Origin of the sequence: Psychrobacter sp. NPDC077938, assembly GCF_044542635.1 — a bacterium.
GTDB lineage: Bacteria > Pseudomonadota > Gammaproteobacteria > Pseudomonadales > Moraxellaceae > Psychrobacter.
Genome location: NZ_JBITUW010000001.1, coordinates 275,502 through 293,596, shown reverse-complemented (window position 1 = coordinate 293,596; position 18,095 = coordinate 275,502). Strand labels below are relative to the sequence as shown.

12 protein-coding genes are annotated in these 18,095 nt (G+C 45.7%); 6 read left to right on the top strand and 6 right to left on the bottom strand.

Annotation, left to right across the window (positions count from 1 at the left end; genetic code table 11):
• Positions 1–29 precede the first annotated feature (29 nt).
• The 3 genes from ACIGBM_RS01280 (at position 30) to ligA (ending at position 7,567) form a co-directional block, all read left to right on the top strand.
• Positions 30–3,974: an AAA family ATPase gene (locus ACIGBM_RS01280; RefSeq protein WP_397476504.1), complete on the top strand. Its 3,945-nt coding sequence runs from the start codon at positions 30–32 to the stop codon at positions 3,972–3,974.
• A 215-nt stretch (positions 3,975–4,189) separates the two neighbouring features.
• On the top strand, positions 4,190–5,206 hold the full coding sequence (locus ACIGBM_RS01275; RefSeq protein WP_397476503.1) for a cell division protein ZipA C-terminal FtsZ-binding domain-containing protein: 1,017 nt from the start codon (positions 4,190–4,192) through the stop codon (positions 5,204–5,206).
• 360 nt (positions 5,207–5,566) lie between these two features.
• Positions 5,567–7,567 carry an NAD-dependent DNA ligase LigA gene (gene ligA, locus ACIGBM_RS01270; protein ID WP_397476770.1) on the top strand — a complete coding sequence of 667 codons (2,001 nt, stop codon included), beginning with the start codon at positions 5,567–5,569 and terminating at the stop codon, positions 7,565–7,567.
• Between the two features lie 330 nt (positions 7,568–7,897).
• Here ligA and ACIGBM_RS01265 read toward each other — a convergent pair whose 3' ends face one another.
• The 3 genes from ACIGBM_RS01265 to ACIGBM_RS01255 all read right to left on the bottom strand — a co-directional run bounded on the left by ACIGBM_RS01265 (position 7,898) and on the right by ACIGBM_RS01255 (position 12,012).
• The gene (locus tag ACIGBM_RS01265) at positions 7,898–8,461 is read right to left on the bottom strand and encodes a hypothetical protein (protein WP_397476502.1); all 564 of its coding nucleotides are present in this window, start codon (positions 8,459–8,461) and stop codon (positions 7,898–7,900) included.
• 348 nt (positions 8,462–8,809) lie between these two features.
• Positions 8,810–9,220, bottom strand: coding sequence for a hypothetical protein (locus tag ACIGBM_RS01260; RefSeq protein ID WP_134292608.1), 411 nt, complete (start codon positions 9,218–9,220; stop codon positions 8,810–8,812).
• A gap of 329 nt (positions 9,221–9,549) precedes the next feature.
• Positions 9,550–12,012 carry a YgiQ family radical SAM protein gene (locus ACIGBM_RS01255; protein WP_087813979.1) on the bottom strand — a complete coding sequence of 821 codons (2,463 nt, stop codon included), beginning with the start codon at positions 12,010–12,012 and terminating at the stop codon, positions 9,550–9,552.
• A 645-nt stretch (positions 12,013–12,657) separates the two neighbouring features.
• On the opposite strand from ACIGBM_RS01255, the gene ACIGBM_RS01250 reads away from it, so the two are divergent.
• Positions 12,658–13,944, top strand: a complete 1,287-nt coding sequence (locus ACIGBM_RS01250) for an ammonium transporter (protein ID WP_397476769.1) — start codon at positions 12,658–12,660, stop codon at positions 13,942–13,944.
• 10 nt (positions 13,945–13,954) lie between these two features.
• On the top strand, positions 13,955–14,587 hold the full coding sequence (locus ACIGBM_RS01245) for a hypothetical protein (RefSeq protein WP_397476501.1): 633 nt from the start codon (positions 13,955–13,957) through the stop codon (positions 14,585–14,587).
• 203 nt (positions 14,588–14,790) lie between these two features.
• Here the strand turns inward: ACIGBM_RS01245 and ACIGBM_RS01240 are convergent, their stop codons facing one another.
• Positions 14,791–15,549, bottom strand: a complete 759-nt coding sequence (locus ACIGBM_RS01240) for a hypothetical protein (protein WP_397476500.1) — start codon at positions 15,547–15,549, stop codon at positions 14,791–14,793.
• A 161-nt stretch (positions 15,550–15,710) separates the two neighbouring features.
• Entirely contained in the window at positions 15,711–16,178 is a 468-nt protein-coding gene (locus tag ACIGBM_RS01235) for an Lrp/AsnC family transcriptional regulator (protein ID WP_397476499.1), read from the bottom strand.
• A 242-nt stretch (positions 16,179–16,420) separates the two neighbouring features.
• On the opposite strand from ACIGBM_RS01235, the gene rarD reads away from it, so the two are divergent.
• Positions 16,421–17,443, top strand: coding sequence for an EamA family transporter RarD (gene rarD, locus ACIGBM_RS01230; protein WP_397476498.1), 1,023 nt, complete (start codon positions 16,421–16,423; stop codon positions 17,441–17,443).
• 169 nt (positions 17,444–17,612) lie between these two features.
• Here rarD and smpB read toward each other — a convergent pair whose 3' ends face one another.
• The gene (smpB, locus tag ACIGBM_RS01225; protein ID WP_057758370.1) at positions 17,613–18,089 is read right to left on the bottom strand and encodes an SsrA-binding protein SmpB; all 477 of its coding nucleotides are present in this window, start codon (positions 18,087–18,089) and stop codon (positions 17,613–17,615) included.
• Positions 18,090–18,095: the final 6 nt, after the last annotated feature.

The following is an 18,095-nucleotide window of genomic DNA, read 5'->3' as shown; positions in this document are numbered from 1 at the left end:
CCTGTTTTTGCTAAGTTTATTGACTCTTCATGCGTTTAAAATCTCTAAAGCTGGCAGGCTTCAAATCCTTTGCCAATCCAACCACTTTTACTTTTCGTCATGGCATCACTGCCATCGTCGGGCCGAACGGCTGTGGCAAATCCAATGTAATTGATGCCATCCGCTGGGTGCTGGGCGAAACCTCTGCCAAGCAGTTACGCGGTGGGGCGATGAGCGATGTTATCTTTGCTGGTACGCAAGATAAAACAGCAAAAAGTGTCGCCAGTGTCGAGCTGACCTTTGAGCATACCCAAGATGAGCAGACTGGTATTCGCCACGAGTTTAACTTGTACCAAGAGCTATCGGTTCGCCGTCAGGTAAATAAAGATGGCCGCTCAGATTATTTTATCAATGGTACGCGTTGCCGTCGCCGTGATGTGGTCGATGTGTTTTTAGGTACAGGGTTGGGTGCACGTAGCTATGCGGTGATTGAGCAAGGCATGATTGGGCGCATTGTTGAGTCTAGCCCCGTGCAGCTGCGTGAGTTTATCGAAGAGGCGGCAGGCGTCTCGCGCTATCAGGCTCGCCGTGAAGAAACGCAAAAGAAGTTAGAGAAAACAAAAGACAACCTAGCACGTCTGCACGATATGCAAAGCGAGCTATTACGCCAACAAAAGACACTGTCTAAACAGGCGGCTAGTGCGCAGCGTTACGAAGAGTTGGCATTAACACTAGCTGATATCGAGCAGCAGCTTGCTATCCAGCAGCTTTATCAAGCCAAGCAAACGCATCAACAGCAGAAAGTAGCGCATGAGCGTAGTGCTGCTGAGGTGTCGACACTACAAGCTGATTACGACACGCTCAAAGCTCAGCAAGATAAGCTCACTGCGCGTATTAATCAAGAGCAATGGCTCAAAGACGATGCCCAAAGCGCTCACTATCAGCAGCAGCTCGGCTATCAACAAGCGGAACATAAGCTAAGTGATGCTAAGTCACAGCTAAATGCCATTGAGCAGCAACTGTCTGGCTTGGCTCAACAGCGTGCGCAATCACTCGCTGATATTGAACGCCTAAAAGCTGAACAAGCTGAGCAGAATCAAGTGCTAGAAACGTTACATCCGCAGCTGACTGAGCTGACAGATAAACGCGATAACTATAAGCGCAATGAGCAGCCACTACAACGCGCGTGGCATGAAGCGCAAAACAATCTGTCACGCTTACAAGATAAAGCCCGTTCGCTTGAGCAGCAACAGGCCATTAACACTCAAGCACAAAAACGCCATCAGCAAAGTCATGATAAATGGCAACGCCGCGAGCAAAACTGGCAAAACCTGTGGCATCAATTACAGCAGTCTATAGCGCCATCTACATCTGACAGTACTGATGTGAGTAAGACTGATAATGCGCAAAATCTCAGTCAAGTGCTAGAACAGCAAGTCACTGAGCTAAGCACGCAGTTGCAGCAAGTTGAGCGTCAATGCGAAGCCGTTGATGAACGCTTGTCCGAGATACAACCGCAAGCGCACAGCTTGCAGCAGAGACTAAACGCACAGCAGAGCGAGCTGAGCGATAATGAAAAGCGTCATGCGCTGCTGGCAGGCGAATACGATACCCTGCATCAGATATTGCATCCAAAACCTACACAACAGCAATCGGAAAAGACTCAATCTACCGCGACAGGTAATGCAGATAACGATGGCATACATAATCAGCCGTTAGCCATCACAACGTTACGTGAGCAGATTGAGCTAAGTGCGAAAGGGCAGGAGTATGCGCCGCTACTCGATAACATCTTGGCGTTGTGGCTAGACAGCCATGTGCTGGCTGCTAACCAACAAGCTAATCAAATCAAGCAATCAAGCGTTAATAATGCTACTGGCGTTTCTCAAAGAGCGAATAGCTTATGGCAAGCGCTTGAGCATGACGTTGCAGATTTACTGACTTATCAAACAGCACAAAATACGCCTGCCAGTGCAAAAGATAAAACTCTAGTAGAGACGGGTCATAGCTTATGGTTGCCTACTGTGCAAAATAGCATCAGTGACCATAATTTTGTCAGCGAATTGCCAGATAGTTTGATTGATAAAGTGTTGCCATTATCGCAGTTGATTAAACAGCCTACATTAGCGCTTTGGCAGCAATGTTATATATATACGGGGCAGCTTGAGACCAGTGAGCAGCATGAGGTTGATACACTTACTGATGTACTAAGGTCATTGCCACCGTCTGCTATTGTGCTTACAGTAGATGGTTGGTTGATCAGTCGTCATGGGACGATTAATTTAAGCAAATTCGCTGGTGCGCAGGATAAGCAAAACAATAGCAATAGCCAATTCCTCACGCAGCGCCTGCAACAGCGTACGCGGTTACAAGCATTAGAAGACTTGCTTGATGAGTTTGAAATAAAAATACAAGATCAGCAAAAATCTATTGCAAAAGACCAGCGCGATTATGATGCATTGTTAGTTAGCTTGGAAGAAACGCGTGCGCAAGCTGAGCAGTTAACCCGTGATAAGCACAAATACCAGCAGCAACTGACGACCGAGCGAGCCAACGCTGAGCGGTTGCAAGCGGATAGCCAGCGTCTGAACGCTGATAAAGCAACGCTTGAGCAGGAAAAGCAAGAACTGGCGCAAGAGCAACAAACCCTTGAGCAAGAACAACAGCACATTGAAAGCGAGATTGCTACGCTAACGCCGCAAATAGTAGAAGCACGAGCGACAACTCAGCAACTGCAAGCTGAGCGCAGCGAGCTAAACCGTGCGCGTCAAGCTGATGATGATGCTTGGCAAGCACTGCAGCTGCGTATTCAGCAATACGAGATGCGTTTAGAACATAGTGTTAGTAGTCTGGCTCGTGCGACTGAGCAACACGACAACTCGTTAGAGAATGAGCAAAGTCTACAGACGCGTCACGATCAGCAGCAGGCTAAATTGCCAGAGCTACAAGCAGCTTTGCAGTCTGCCCAAATAACGCGCGATGAGCAGCAAGTGCTATTGAACGAGCGCGATACTGCGCTAACAGCACTAAAACAAACGTACGCTGAGCAGCAGACAGCATTTGATACATTGCAAAATACATTGCAAACGCAGCAAAACGAACTTGCCCGTCATGCTACTGAGCTGGCATTAAGCGCGGCGCGGTTAGAGGATGCTAGCGCGCATACACAAAGCGCTCTAGATGCCTACTACCGTGTAAGTCATAAATATAAAGCGCAAGCAGAGCAACCGCAACAAAGCATGAGCGTCTCAAACCTGCTAGCAGATTTTATCGCTCATGATCGCCGCGTCCGTCCAGACAAAATCGCTGAGCTTGAATCTGAGCAAGCCAAGTTGACCCAGCAGTTGAGCAAGATTGGGCCAGTGAATTTGGCAGCGGTCGCAGAGTTGGCCGAGGTAAACGAGCGCTTAGAGCCACTCGCACAGCAGACGGCAGATATCGCGGCCAGTATGCAGACATTGACTGAAGCGATTGCCTCTATTGATGAGACGACCAAGACACTGTTTATGCAGACACTTGATGCGGTCAATAATGAGCTGGCCAATTTATTTGCCAAAGTCTTTGGCGGTGGACAAGCTAGCCTGACGTTGAACACTGACGAGATGCCAGCCAATACGCCAAAGTCAGAACAGTGGCGGGCAGGGCTTACCTTAATGGCGCAGCCAAAGGGAAAACGTAATAGTCGCTTAGCGGTACTATCGGGCGGTGAAAAAACCCTTACCGCGCTGAGTTTGATTTTTGCGATATTTAAGCAGCATCCCGCACCGTTCTGTGTGCTTGATGAGGTCGATGCACCGCTTGATGATGCCAACGTCGCGCGCTTCACCAGTCTCATTCATGAGCTAGCAGATGATTTACAGTTTATCTTTATCAGTCATAATAAATTAACGATGCAAATTGCTGATGAGCTAAAAGGTATTACCATGCCAAGTGCGGGCATTTCTACACTCGTCAGTGTGTCGCTCGATGAAGCCGCGCGTTACGTAGAGAGCTAAGCGTGAAATAGCCGATACTAAAAGTGCTATGAGAATCAGCGCAATGCAAATATAATCAATCAATTGGCATAAATGCAAATAAGCTTGACCTCAGTCCAGCATACTGGTTATAAAGTACACAATGTGGTGACGATATAGGTCAGCCATGCTAGAATATTGCCATTTATGCTCGTTTGTGTATTCCCTTTTGTTATATATACTAGGATGTATTTATCATGACCGTTATTCAGTTTATATTGATTGCCATTGCCGCGTTTATCGTGCTCGCAGGGCTGTTTATGGTCATTCGTAGCTTTAAGCGCCGCGGTGCTACCGAAGCTGCTGCGGTCAATTATGATAAAAATGGTATTCCGATCATACCGCGTCACGAGCGCAACATCGTCGATCAGCCAGATCTTGATGATACAGTCGCAGGCGAGACGAGCATCGGTCCAGATCGTAGCTACTTGGATGCTGTGGTTGAAGAAGAGCCATTGACGCAAGCGCATACCAACGTTGACGCGCAACTAACGGCTGAGCGTGACCATGTAGCAGCTGACGACCATGACGTCATCGATGAAGCAGACTACGCGCGCTGGCAAGAAGAGCAGCGCCGTGCCGATAGTGCTGAGTTTGTAGAAGTCGCCGATCAGATGCATATCGAGCAAGAGCCTGATGCGTTCTCTAGCCTAATGTCAGCGACCGATAGCCTGATGCCAACCATTGATACGGTAGAAGAGCCAAGCTTCGATGATAACAGCCCGATACTGGATCAGCATCTATCAGAGTCAGGTGATGATGCGCAAAACGGCCCATTGATCAACGCTAAAGACAATATCAATATTACCATCTTGCCGCACCAATATCGTGACCGTCCAGCGGCGATTATCCGTGGTCGTGATCTGTTAGCATTGATTGATAAATACGGTCTACGCTATGGTGCGATGAATATGTTCCATCGCTATGAGCAGAAAGACGGCACTGGTATGTTGTGGTTTAGCATGATGGGCATCACTGATAGCGGTATCGCGCCGTTTGATCCGCATAGTGTCGCGACCAACACCTATAACGGTGTCGTGGTGTTCTTGTCATTGCCTCATCCACAAGCCGTACGCAGCTTTGATAGTATGATGAGCATTGCTTACATGATGGCAAGCGACCTTGACGCGATTATGCTGGATGAAGAGAATGAACCAATCACGCCTGAATACAAGCAACAGCTACGTAACCAAGTCCGTGATTATGAGGGCTAGCAGTGTAAAGGCTAAAAGCTGATTAATAGCAGCAATCATAAAAAAGGCAAATAGCGCTTAACGTTATTTGCCTTTTTTATTGGGCTATAGTTTCTGCGAAATGCTAACCATAGATAGTAGACTGAGCGAGCCTGACACAGTATCTGATTTATGTAGGATTGACTATACCGAGCTTCCTACAAACTTGTTATCATATCGACATCTTGAATTGCAAAAAAGACGCCGACTATGACTGACTCTACCTCATCAAATAATTCTAAAAACCCATCTACTCAAGTAGAAAACCAAGCGCCTGCCACATCTAATACATCCAGTCCGACCGACAGTAGTACCAATAATAGTGCAGAGATTGTCTCAAAAATGCGTGCGCTTATTGAAGCGATCAAAACGCATAACTATGCCTATTATGTGCTCGACAATCCAATTCTAGAAGACAGCGAGTACGATCAATTACGCCGCTCGTTGCTTGAGATCGAAGAAGAATATCCAGATTTGGTGCAGCCTGATAGCCCAATTAATCAAGTCGGCGATATGCCGCTATCAGCCTTTACCCAAGTCACTCATGACATTCCGATGCTGTCACTGGGCAACGTCTTTGATTATGACGAATTGCATATCTTTATGCGCCGTGTCAATGACCGTCTGAGCGACTCGCAGCAAAACCCTGAATACGAGATGGAGCTAAAGCTTGATGGTTTGGCGGTCTCACTGAAATATGAACACGGCAAATTTGTCCAAGCGGTCACGCGCGGTGATGGACAGACAGGTGAAGACATCACTCAAAATGCCAAGACCATTCGTAACTTACCACTATGGATAGCCGGTGCTGCTGATATCGAGCTGTTAGAAGTGCGCGGTGAAGTATTGATGCCAAAGGCAGGGTTTGAGCGTCTCAATCGATTGGCAGAAGAGAACGAAGGTAAAACTTTTGCCAATCCACGCAATGCCGCCGCTGGTAGCTTACGTCAGCTAGATCCAGCCATTGCTGCTAGTCGTCCACTGGCATTCTATGGCTATTCGGTCAATCAAGGTTTGCCAGATACTATCGACACTCAGTCAGGGGCGTTGGCATGGCTTACCAAGCTTGGATTTACGGTCAGCGCAGTAGAAGTGGTGGCAAATCCACGCGCCGCGCAGACCTATTATGAGTCAGTGATAGAAGGGCGTAGCGATCTACCATTTGAAATCGATGGCATGGTCATCAAGGTCAATAGCCTTGCTCTACAGCAGCAGCTTGGCTACCTATCACGCGAGCCACGCTGGGCAACTGCTTATAAGTTCCCTGCCGAAACGGTAATGACACGTCTCAACGATATCGAGTGGCAAGTCGGCCGTACGGGTCAAATCACACCAGTCGGTAAGCTCGAACCTGTCAAAGTCGGCGGCGTCACTGTCAGCAATGTCACTTTGCATAACTTTGGCGAGATTCAGCGTTTAGATGTGCGCGCAGGCGACACGGTCAGCGTCCATCGGGCGGGCGATGTCATCCCAAAAGTCACTCGTGTCTGGCACGATCAGCGCCCAGCTGATAGCATGCCAGTAACGCTACCTTCTACTTGCCCTGTCTGCGACTCTCCTGTCGTGCTGCCTGAAGATGAAGCATTGGCACGCTGTACGGGTGGACTATTTTGCCCAGCTCAGCAGCAGGAAGCGCTTATTCATTTTGTCTCACGCCGTGCCATGGATATCGATGGGCTTGGTGCCAGTTGGCTCATTAGCTTCTTTGAGCATGGTCTGGTCAAAACGGTCGCTGATATCTATCAGTTGCACAATCATGCAGATGAGATGGTCACCTTTGAGAAACTGGGTGAAAAATCGGTACAAAATATCATCAACGCTATCGAAGCCAGCAAGCATACGACATTGGCTCGCTTTATCTATGCACTTGGTATACGCGGTGTCGGTGAAGGTACGGCGCAGAACTTTGCTCAGCAGTTTGGTGACTTAGATAGTCTGATGGCAGCCAGTATTGAGACTTTGATAAAAACCCCAGATGTCGGAGAAATCACTGCCGAGCTGACCTATAAGTTCTTCCGTGCCCCGCACAATATCGAAGTCATTAATTCATTGCTTGAAGCTGGTGTCTATTGGGATAAGGTTGAGCAGGTCGCCTCAGAAGGACTACCGCTTGATGGGCAAACATGGGTCATTACAGGTGCGCTCGATAGCATGGCGCGTGATGAAGCCAAAGCCAAACTACAAGCGCTAGGTGCAAAAGTCTCAGGTAGCATCTCGGCAAAAACCACTGCGCTACTGGCAGGGGACAAGGCTGGCTCTAAACTGACCAAAGCGGAAAAACTCGGCGTCAAAATTGTGGCTGAGGAAGAGTTTTTGATGATGGTTGGGGATGAGAACCGTTAAAAAATTGCACTGCAATTTTAGGTTCGCAAGTGAAAATCCCTTAGAGGGGGTTTTCTGGTTAGGTCATACTTTAATAACACGCTCGTCCCTAGCGTAAGAGCAAAAGATAAAGATTTAAAAGCATGGCCTCAGCATCGCTTGCTTTAATAGTGGACAAATATACGGGTCATGAGCCGTTTTTCTTTAATGGTTTACTCGGCGCTCGTCCCTCGCGTACAGTTTTCGTCTTTTGCTTTAGTAGAGAGTTACGGTTACTTTATTCATTCGCGCAAGAGTAAGCATTTTGCACATTTTTGAGTAGGGTGTGCCCAGCGCACTCTACAAATTAAATTACTCCGCCATCTCACCATGCGCTTTCACATCACCTTTCTTACCATCTGGCTGAATCACGATAGGCAGCACCAGTCCTTTAGCAAAGTCATCAGACAGTACATAGTCATAGCGACTGGCAGCGACATCAGGCGTGGTATGGATGATAAGCGTCATTTCATTACCATCGGTTAGCTCGTGTGAGACATAGGTTTCGCTGAGTTGATCTAATGCTTTCGATAGTGCTTCGTTGCTTGCCATGCTCACTGTTAGATTATGCTGAGCAGTCGCAGCGTCCACTTTGAAGTAATCTGCATAGTCTCGGACGTTTTGACTATCGATGGCAAACGGATACTTATAGTTGGTAGGGTCAGCAGGCTTTGCACCGCTATCTACCAGTGACCAGTCAATGGTATCGGCTGTCGCTGCAGATGGGTCTGTTGCTGTCTCCGCAGTTTGCTCAGTGGCATCGACAGAATCGGTAGCATTGTCGCAGCCTGTCAGCGTCCACATGCTTGCCGTTGCAATTACCATCATACTTATCAGACGCTTTGCCATCGAGTTACCCTTTTGATTGTTGATCATGATTGATTTGCTCTACCTGCTATTTTGACAGCTTTCTTTGTGCTTCTCTAGCGAAATACATCAGATGGCAAGTTTTGATATAGTCTAATCCTCTATAAAAGAATGACAGCGTTAACCTCGCTAAGCATACTAATGTATAACTTGTACTCAGTTTCCTTGTATCGAAATTATATTGAACTGACTATACAACTATCTATCCGATACTGATTTTTATAGCCATTTCTATAAAAATATCAAACGAACACGCATAAAAAAGCAGCCACCATATAATGACTGCTTTTTGTCTATTACGACTATTTGTCTATTACGACTATTTGTCTATTACGATATGAGCATATCTATAACTGGTTAGATTTGGCAGTTTACTTGGTATTCTTTACCGTCAGCCCACTTCATCGCAAAGATACCTTTGTCACCTTTCATGTGCCATGCATAGACGACTTCTGGGTTTGAATCATTTACATAGCTTGCGACTTCGCCTTTCACTTTACCGTTTAGAATAATTGGCTGCTCGGCCCATTTTACTTTTGGCAAGGTAGCGTTGAGCATCACTTGTTCTTTATTGATAGATTGCTTTGCCATGATTTTGCTGTCATCGGTACAGGTGTATGGTGCTGGTGCCATACGATCATAGGCGGCGGTTACTTTTTCTGGAACTGGCGTATCAGTTGCATCTGGGGTAGTTGGTGCGGTAGTGGCACAAGCGCTCAATAGGGCAAGGACTGGTAGGGTAGTCGCAATTTTAGTTATCATTTTCATAGTGCTCTCCAAAGCTTTTCGCTGATGTCATTTACTTGTTCTTAATGATGCGTTTAGCATATGAGGGTTATAGTAGCGAAAACGAACCATTTCAATGTTAGAAATTGTTCGTTACCTGTTAGCTTCGTTACCCAACCGCTGTCTAATGTAACTTGTAATCTGAGATATGGTGAAAAGTAAGCAGGATTAGCTATGAAGTGCGCGTCTATAAACTCGGTGCATAAAAAAGCGCCTATCACCGAGTGGCTGATAGACGCTTTTTTGTTTTACTTAACATGCTCTAGATTGAGCATGTATTTTTATACTATGAACACTATTTGCTATGAATACTACTTGGTTTTGCGCGGTGGCAGACCAGTATGCTGAGTCTGGAAATTGCCTTTACTCACTTTCTTCTTACTGTTTTTACCGACAGCATTTTTACCCGCTGCACCTTTAGCTGACACACTGTTGTTTGACGAGCCATTACTACGCTTCACTGAGTCATTGCCAACACGGCTATTCTTTTTGCGCGCTGACTGATAAGTATCTTGCGCGGCATCACGCCCTTCTAAACTGGCGTTAAATGGTGGAATCAAGCAACCACGATTTTTACCAATCAAGTCACTACGACCCATGTCCTGTAGCGCTTTACGTAGTAGTACCCAGTTTTTTGGATCATGATAGCGTAAGAAGGCTTTATGCAATTTGCGCTGCTTGCCAGACTTGACGATATCCATGTCACCTTCATCACGGCTAACCTTATGTAGCGGATCTTTGTGCGTGTGATACATGGTAGTCGCGGTCGCCATTGGGCTTGGATAAAACGCCTGTACTTGGTCAGCACGGTAGCCATTACTTTTGAGCCAAAGCGCAAGGTTCATCATATCTTCATCTTTGGTACCCGGATGGGCAGCGATGAAGTAAGGAATCAGATATTGCTCTTTACCCGCTTCTTGGCTGAATTGCTCAAACATGGCTTTGAACTGATCATAGCTGCCCATGCCAGGTTTCATCATCTTCGATAGCACACCTTCTTCAGAGTGCTCAGGCGCAATCTTGAGGTAACCACCGACGTGATGACTGACCAGTTCTTTCACATATTCAGGATCTTTTACTGCCAAGTCATAACGTAAGCCTGAAGCAATCAGGATTTTTTTCACGCCTTTGATATCACGTGCCTTGCGATATAGCTTGGTCAAATTACTGTGATCGGTAATCAGGTTTTCGCAGACGTCAGGATAAACACAAGACGGCTTACGGCAGTTCTTTTCAATCGTCTCATCTTTACAGCTGAGGCGATACATGTTGGCAGTCGGGCCACCAAGGTCAGATATCACACCAGTAAAGTTCGGTGCGGTATCACGAATTGCTTCTACTTCGCGCAAGATTGAGTCTTCTGAACGGCTCTGGATAATACGGCCTTCGTGCTCAGTGATCGAGCAGAAAGTACAACCACCAAAACAGCCGCGCATGATATTGACCGAAAACTTAATCATGTCATAAGCAGGAATGCGCGCATCGCCGTAGCTTGGATGCGGCAGGCGTGCATAAGGCAAGTCAAACACATAATCCATCTCTTCAGTTGAGAGTGGCACTGGCGGCGGATTGAGCCAAACGTCGATAGAGGTATGCGAGTTACCAGCACCGCTACTATGACGCTGTACAAGCGCACGGGCGTTACCTGGATTGGTCTCTAAATGCAAAATACGACTTGCATGAGCATAAAGCACAGGGTCAGATTTGACGTGCTCGTAGTCAGGCAGACGAATCACCGTCTTTTCACGTGGTGGCATTTTTAGCTTATGCTTACGTGCGGTCATTGGCTTATCAAAGCCGCGCATTTGTACCACTTGCGTCTCTTCATCGACTTGTTCAGCGTTGATGACTTTATTGGCAACTGGCTCAGCGACAAAACCCTGATATTGCGATGACATAGATGAAGGCATGGCTTGGCCAACAGGCGAGTCCGATGGTTTGTTCTGCTCAATTGAACAGCTATCAACGTCTTCGGTCATTACATAAGGGTTGATGATTGGATCGACACGGCCGACGGTATCGACATCATTACTCGCAACTTCGGTCATGTCTTCTTGCCAGTGACGACGAGTCGGGGTCAATAAGTAAGCCGTACCACGCAGTTTGCTCATCTGCTCAAAGCTATAGCCTTTAGACAGACCATGTACCACATCGACGATCGCACGCTCAGCATTGCCATATAGTAAGACATCAGCACGCGCATCCAGCAAGATACTACGGCGCACTTTGTCTGACCAATAATCATAATGAGCGATACGGCGTAGACTGCCTTCGATACCGCCCAAGATAATAGGCACATCAGGATAGGCTTCACGGCAGCGCTGGCTATAGACGATAGCCGCGCGGTCAGGGCGTTTGTTTGCCACGTTGCCCGGAGAGTAAGCATCATCGCTACGGATTTTGCGATCGGCGGTATAGCGGTTGATCATGCTATCCATGTTGCCCGCGGTCACGCCGTACGCATAGACAGGTTTGCCCAGTTCCATAAAGGCGTCTTTGCTCTTCCAATCTGGCTGAGCGATGATACCAACACGGAAGCCTTGCGACTCTAATAGACGACCGATGATGGCCATACCAAAGCTTGGATGATCGACATAAGCATCACCTGAGATGATGATGACGTCACAAGCATCCCAGCCTAGATCGTCCATCTCTTTGCGGCTCATCGGCAGATAAGGCGCCGGCTCGTAGCAGCTCGCCCAGTGTTTGTCATAATCATAAAGTGGCTTGGTGCCTTGTTTAAAGGCAGTGCGGGCGATGGTATCGGCAGACATGGGCGGACCTGTTAATTAGAAAAATGGCACTAAAAATACAGCCCTTATTACCCAATGATAATAAAGGCGAATTTAAAAGCGCTCATTTTAACATGAATCGCCTTCACTATGCGACCTATTCTATGAGGGGCGATTGCCGATAAGTTATTGATAGCGTGAGATAAACTGCTCATGCAAAGTAAGCTACTAGCATAGCAAGATAATAGCAAAAATTGCTTAGCTATCACTGTCACACTGTGAGTTTCATCATTAATTTTATAAAGGTCATTATCAGCTATATAAAACTTCCTTTTAATAATTAAACTCTACCCTAGTTCAATTTATAGCCACGTCCTCGCAAGCATTTTTATCAAAATACCGACTTGGCTGCTACTGGTCATTTGTTTTCTTATATTTATAACTTCCTTCAATTTCTAATAATAGGTTTTGGCACAGGTTTTGCTCCACCCTTATTAGGGCTTATTTGTGTGCATTAATGAGTAAAAATAGTGCACCGGTAAAATTTGAACGGCTAGATAAATGTTTGGAGATAAAATGAGAACATCATCTGTTGGACTGGACACGATAAAGACATTATTGAAACTATTACAACCATTAAAACTATCGCTAAGTAATAGGCTGGTGCTAAGTACATTATCGTTTGCAATGATGGGTAGCGCCCAAGCTGCTGAGGCCGACACATTGACCGTGGCACAGCTGCTCGAATATCAAAATATCGCTTGGATTATCTGGGGCGGGGTATTGGTGTTCTTTATGCAGGCAGGTTTTGCGCTACTGGAGAGTGGTTCAGTACGAGCGAAAAATGCGGTAAACGTGATGATGAAAAACTACACCGATATGTGTATCGGTGGTCTGGCGTTCTACTTAGTTGGTTTTGGGCTAATGATGGGTACCAATCACTCCGGATTTGTCGGTACAGATCACTTTATGCCAGTCGCGTTATCCAATATGGACTGGGCGTTGATGTTCTTTCAGATGATGTTTGCAGCGACAGCGGTGACAATTGCGAGTGGTGCAATGGCAGAGCGCGTTTCCTTTATTGGTTATGCAGTGGCGGCATGTTTGATTTGTTTGTTTATCTATCCTGTATTTGCCAGTTGGGTATGGGGCGGTTATTTCGGCGGGACGGGCTGGCTAGCTGAGCTTGGTTTTATTGATTTTGCTGGGTCTACCGTCGTGCATTCTATCGGTGGTTGGTTGGCATTGGCAGGTATCTTGGTCATTGGCCCAAGGTTAGGCCGCTTTGCACCTGATGGCACACCAAGACTAATCGCAGGGCATAACATGACGTTGCTGGCGTTAGGCGGATTTATCCTATGGTTTGGTTGGTTCGGGTTCAATGCGGGATCGACATTATCTATCACGGGCAATATTGGTCTAATCGCAGTCAATACTTTTGTCGCAGCAGTCAGTGCGGTGGTGAGCTACATGCTGATCTCCCGATCGCTTAACAAGGCCATTTTGCTGAGCGATAGTGTCAATGCCAGTTTGATTGGTCTCGTATCGATTACTGCAGGTTGTGCGACCACTACGCCTGTATTTGCCATTATTATCGGTGCGGTCGCTTCAGTGGTGTATATCTTATCGTCGCAAGCGCTATTAAGGTTCAAGGTAGACGATGTGGTCTCGGCGGTGGCAGTACATGGCTTTGGCGGGGCATGGGGTACGCTCGCCGCAGGATTATTCTATACAGGAGATTTGTTTAACTTATCACGGCTTGGCGTACAAGCGCTGGGTGTTGGCGTGGCGTTAGGCTGGGGACTGGGATTGGGGCTAGTGATGTATAAGCTTATCGATCTAAGCTTTGGGTTAAAAGCCAGCCGCTTACATGAGCAGCGAGGCCTTGATTATACTGAGCATGCAGAGCTTGGTTACCCTGAGTTCCAGAAGCAAATGTTTGATTCCAAGAGTTTAACCGAGCGGCATTTATAGGAGAGAGCTGATGAATATTGATACTCAATCCGTAGACCAAGCTGTGACTGCGATGGCAGAAGTGCTTGCCGATTATCTACATCCTGAAGAGGTGCGATTGCTCAAATCGCAGTGGCAGCGATACTCAACGGTCTCTGTGAAAATGATGCAACAGTGCGTCTTGGATGCGACAAGGCGCTATCCTGAGCTGCAAGCTCATAAGTCTGATATTAGGAAAGGCTTTTGGGCTACGTTGCAAGCGGACAGTCAGCAGACAATTGAGTCTGACAGTCACAATAGCCATAATGAAGCAATAAAAGCGCCAGTCCCTGTCTCTGAGTTGGTTCTGGCATTTTATACCGTCATAGAAGCACTGCGCAGTCAGCTATCAGAAACAGAAAGTCGTAACCTGTTTCTGACCATGCACCAAACTGTTTCGCAAGAACGCACCTTCAAAGGGCATAGTCTTAACATCAGTCAATTTTTGGAAGGCAATCGCCCGTCCGTACCTGACAACGAGCACCTATTAAATAATTTGATGCAGCTGGCTTATGTATGCTTATGTGATGTTGCAGGCCCTGTCGAAGCAGATGAGATGATGTTTCGAGCGGCAGAGAAGGCAAAACAGAACTACCCGAAAATATTGGTAGAAAAGTTATTCTAAGATATTAAGCAGGCACGTTACAGGTGGGTACGGAAAACCTTTCGATAACGTGCCTTTTATAAAGGGATTTTTATAACGTATATTTTATAATGTAGCCTTCATGACATAGCCTTCATGACATAGCCTTCATGACATAGCTTTCATGACATAGCTTTCATAACGTATCTTGATACTAGACAATGAGCGGTCTAATAGTTAACTATCTAATCTAATAACTGAAGCGGGAAAGTAACCACGTCAAAGGCGAGGGCAAAGGGTAGCAGTACTAGCTTCTGTGCGCCATTTGGACCGCTACGAGTGACGACATCTTGCTGAGTTTGTGTATAAAAACTCACTGTATATGGCTTGGTCAATGCACGATAGTTTGACTGAATTAACCCTAAGTTACTAACTTGCGGATAGATAGCGCCTTTGACAGGAACACTAAAACAAAAACGCTGAGCATTGATACGTTGATCGCTCGCTGAGGTGCACTCTTTACCGTTATTTTGCAAAAAGAACTGATAGTCTGAGCGCCCAAACTCATCTTTTAATTTAGCATAAGACAATTTCATCTCACCTTGGAAGTACCCATCATTATTGGGCACATGAAAGCTCATGTCGTTATCCACTTGAATATTTTTTTGCGTGAGGTTACTCAGTAAGTTCACCATTTCTATCCCACCTTGGGTGAGAACGTAGCTGTTCTTCTCTCCTACGATAACCATTGACGCATTTGGCATTTTTGGTAACGCCTGCGCAGGACGACCAAAGGCAACAATTTGATCTTCAGACAGTATATGCTTCGTTGTGTTTGTGGTGACATGTCCGCTATTGTCTAACAATGAGCTAGTCGCACAGCCTGAGCTGGCTAGTACCGTAGCAAACAGAGCGCCTGCTATTATCTTTTTTAAATTTAATGGGTTTAACGGTTTTATTGACGCTTGCATATTCTTATTAGCAGCATTTGTGTGATCAGTCATGATTAGGCTTCCTTGTCTAAAAAATAGGCTCATGAATCAGCTATTAGAATTTAATTTCCATCGAACGTTTAACGATATCGTACAGGGTTCAGAGACAACTTAGCTACTTATCACCCATTGTCATATGATAGGTAAGTGTAGCGGTGACTAACTAATTATAATTAATCTAGCGTGATTTTAGTTCCACTCTTAGTAAAATTCATCACAAACTGGCTTTTGAAATTGCGCACATTATTTTCGTAAGTCAGTAAGCTGCGAGTGAACTGATGATAGTCGCTCATGTTTTTTGCATTGACCATCAGCATAAAATCAAAATCGCCCGATACTTCATAGCAGCTCATGATTCGTGATTGCGCGTCCATCAGGCGCTCAAATCGATGTTGCATTGAAGTGTTAGAGCGCTCCATTTCTATCATCACTACTGCTGTCAGGCCATAGCCCACTTTGTCAGGATTGACGATGGCCACTTGTTTGTTAATCACATCACTATCTATCAGCGCCTGTATGCGCCGCTGCGCCGTCGCGATAGATACATGCACTTGCTCTGCGACAGTTTTTAGCGGTAATGTCGCATCATCTTGCAGCAAGTTCAAAATGGCTTTATCAATATTATCTAAAGTATGGCTCATATCAAGACATCCTTAATAGTAGAGTTTTCTATCTATTTTTATAAATATTATCACTAAAAATACTAATATAAGAAAATAATGATTTATATGATACATATTTGATATTTTTATTCATTAATACATCTATATAGAGATAATATATTAAAGCACCCTAGTAAAATAGACTGTACCAATCAGAGCTGCTTTAAAAAAAGAGCTAGCAATTGGTTTTTTATCATCTATTAATAGCTACGGTGCTTATCATGTCTATCTCAATGCTCTCCAATGTATTCGCTAATACCCTAGCAACGACTGCTGCACGTTTGCCACTACCTGCGATTTGGACGACAGGTAGCGTACAACAACGCACTCTGATACTAGGAGTGTCTTTTGCCATATTGTCCAATGTGCTATTTGGCGTCCTCTATGCGTATAGCAGCTTTTTATCGCCATTATCAGGGACGCAAGTTTTTATCTGGCGCATGCTCGCGATGTGGGCAGCGTTGGTCGGATACCTGATGGTAAGTGGACGTCTGGGATTGCACATCGATAAATTAAAAGTGCTAAGAGGCGCTAAGCAGTGGGCTTGGCTGCTATTACCTACGCCGATATTTCTCAGTCAGTTTTGGTTATTTATGTGGGCGCCAGTGAATGGCCAAGGTGTGCAAACCGCAATGGGATACTTCTTATTCCCGTTAATGATGGTGGTGCTTGGTTGTGTCCTCTTTGGCGAAAAACTAAGCCGTTTGCAATGGTTGGCAGTGGCCTTTGCTGCATTGGGCGTGGGTAGCGAAGTTATCCGTACCCAAAGTGTCTCTTGGGCGACGCTATGGGTATGCGGTACGTATCCCGTTTACTACATTTTACGCCGACTGCAGGGAATCGGAGCCGTGACTGGATTATTGGTTGATTTAACAATATTTGTGCCCTTTGCGCTGGCTTACTTGTTCTTCTTTGCCCCAAGCAGTTTGGTATTGGTTAGTGGCTCTGGTTTCTTTATCATGATGCTAGTAGGTTTGGGTGTGCTCAGTGTCTTGGCAATGAAGACCAATATTGATGCCAGTCAAATGCTACCAGTCAATGTCTATGGCATGATGAGCTATTTGGAGCCAGCGTTGCTATTTATTTTGGCAGTGACCGTACTAGGCAACCCATTTGAGTCAGCGATGATTTATAGCTACGGTCTGATTTGGTTAGGTATTGGGTGTTTGATTGCTCATGGTGTTAGGCAATTGCGTCAGGCTAGTAGAAAGACAGCAGCATCTCTAGAAGAGCAAATGGCATAGAAAGCCACTGGCTAGATGTTATAAAGGTTTCTATTTTATAAAATTACTACTTTACAAAGCCTATTTTTGCCAACTAACGTTTAAAATGATTTTTATAAATGTGATAGACAACAAAAAAGGACGGCTCAGTAAATATTGAGTCGTCCTTTTTATATAGATTAAATAACGCTTAATCTAAATGCTGTTTGAAACCGCGCTGCTTATCACGTTCCCAGTCACGATCTTTTAGCGTTTTACGTTTATCATGCTGCTTTTTACCCAAGGCTAGACCAATTTGGCATTTCACCAGTGAGTTTTTCCAGTAGCAAGATAGCGGTACGCAGGCATAACCTTTCTGATTGATTGCCCCAGATAGTTTTTCGATCTCACGACGGTTTAGCAGCAGTTTACGAGTACGAATACTGTCTGGACTAACGTGCGTTGAGCTCGATAGCAATGGCTGAATGTGCGCCCCGAACAAGAAGGCTTCGTTATTGCGGAAAATGACGTACGCTTCGGTAATCGTCATTTTTCCTGCGCGAATGGCTTTGACTTCCCAACCTTGTAATGCCAGTCCTGCCTCAAAGGTTTCTTCGATAAAATACTCATGACGCGCCTTTTTATTGGCGCAAATCTGATTATCTGGCTTTTTTGATTTTTTTGACATAACTTC

Bases quoted from the DNA above. Each gene is read 5' to 3' on its own strand.
- ACIGBM_RS01240 (WP_397476500.1), bottom strand. From the start codon at position 15,549: ATGACTGATCACACAAATGCTGCTAATAAGAATATGCAAGCGTCAATA.
- ACIGBM_RS01245 (WP_397476501.1), top strand. From the start codon at position 13,955: ATGAATATTGATACTCAATCCGTAGACCAAGCTGTGACTGCGATGGCA.
- rarD (WP_397476498.1), top strand. From the start codon at position 16,421: ATGTCTATCTCAATGCTCTCCAATGTATTCGCTAATACCCTAGCAACG.
- smpB (WP_057758370.1), bottom strand. From the start codon at position 18,089: ATGTCAAAAAAATCAAAAAAGCCAGATAATCAGATTTGCGCCAATAAA.
- ACIGBM_RS01235 (WP_397476499.1), bottom strand. From the start codon at position 16,178: ATGAGCCATACTTTAGATAATATTGATAAAGCCATTTTGAACTTGCTG.
- ACIGBM_RS01265 (WP_397476502.1), bottom strand. From the start codon at position 8,461: ATGATCAACAATCAAAAGGGTAACTCGATGGCAAAGCGTCTGATAAGT.
- ACIGBM_RS01280 (WP_397476504.1), top strand. From the start codon at position 30: ATGCGTTTAAAATCTCTAAAGCTGGCAGGCTTCAAATCCTTTGCCAAT.
- ACIGBM_RS01275 (WP_397476503.1), top strand. From the start codon at position 4,190: ATGACCGTTATTCAGTTTATATTGATTGCCATTGCCGCGTTTATCGTG.
- ACIGBM_RS01250 (WP_397476769.1), top strand. From the start codon at position 12,658: ATGATGGGTAGCGCCCAAGCTGCTGAGGCCGACACATTGACCGTGGCA.
- ligA (WP_397476770.1), top strand. From the start codon at position 5,567: ATGCGTGCGCTTATTGAAGCGATCAAAACGCATAACTATGCCTATTAT.
- ACIGBM_RS01260 (WP_134292608.1), bottom strand. From the start codon at position 9,220: ATGAAAATGATAACTAAAATTGCGACTACCCTACCAGTCCTTGCCCTA.
- ACIGBM_RS01255 (WP_087813979.1), bottom strand. From the start codon at position 12,012: ATGTCTGCCGATACCATCGCCCGCACTGCCTTTAAACAAGGCACCAAG.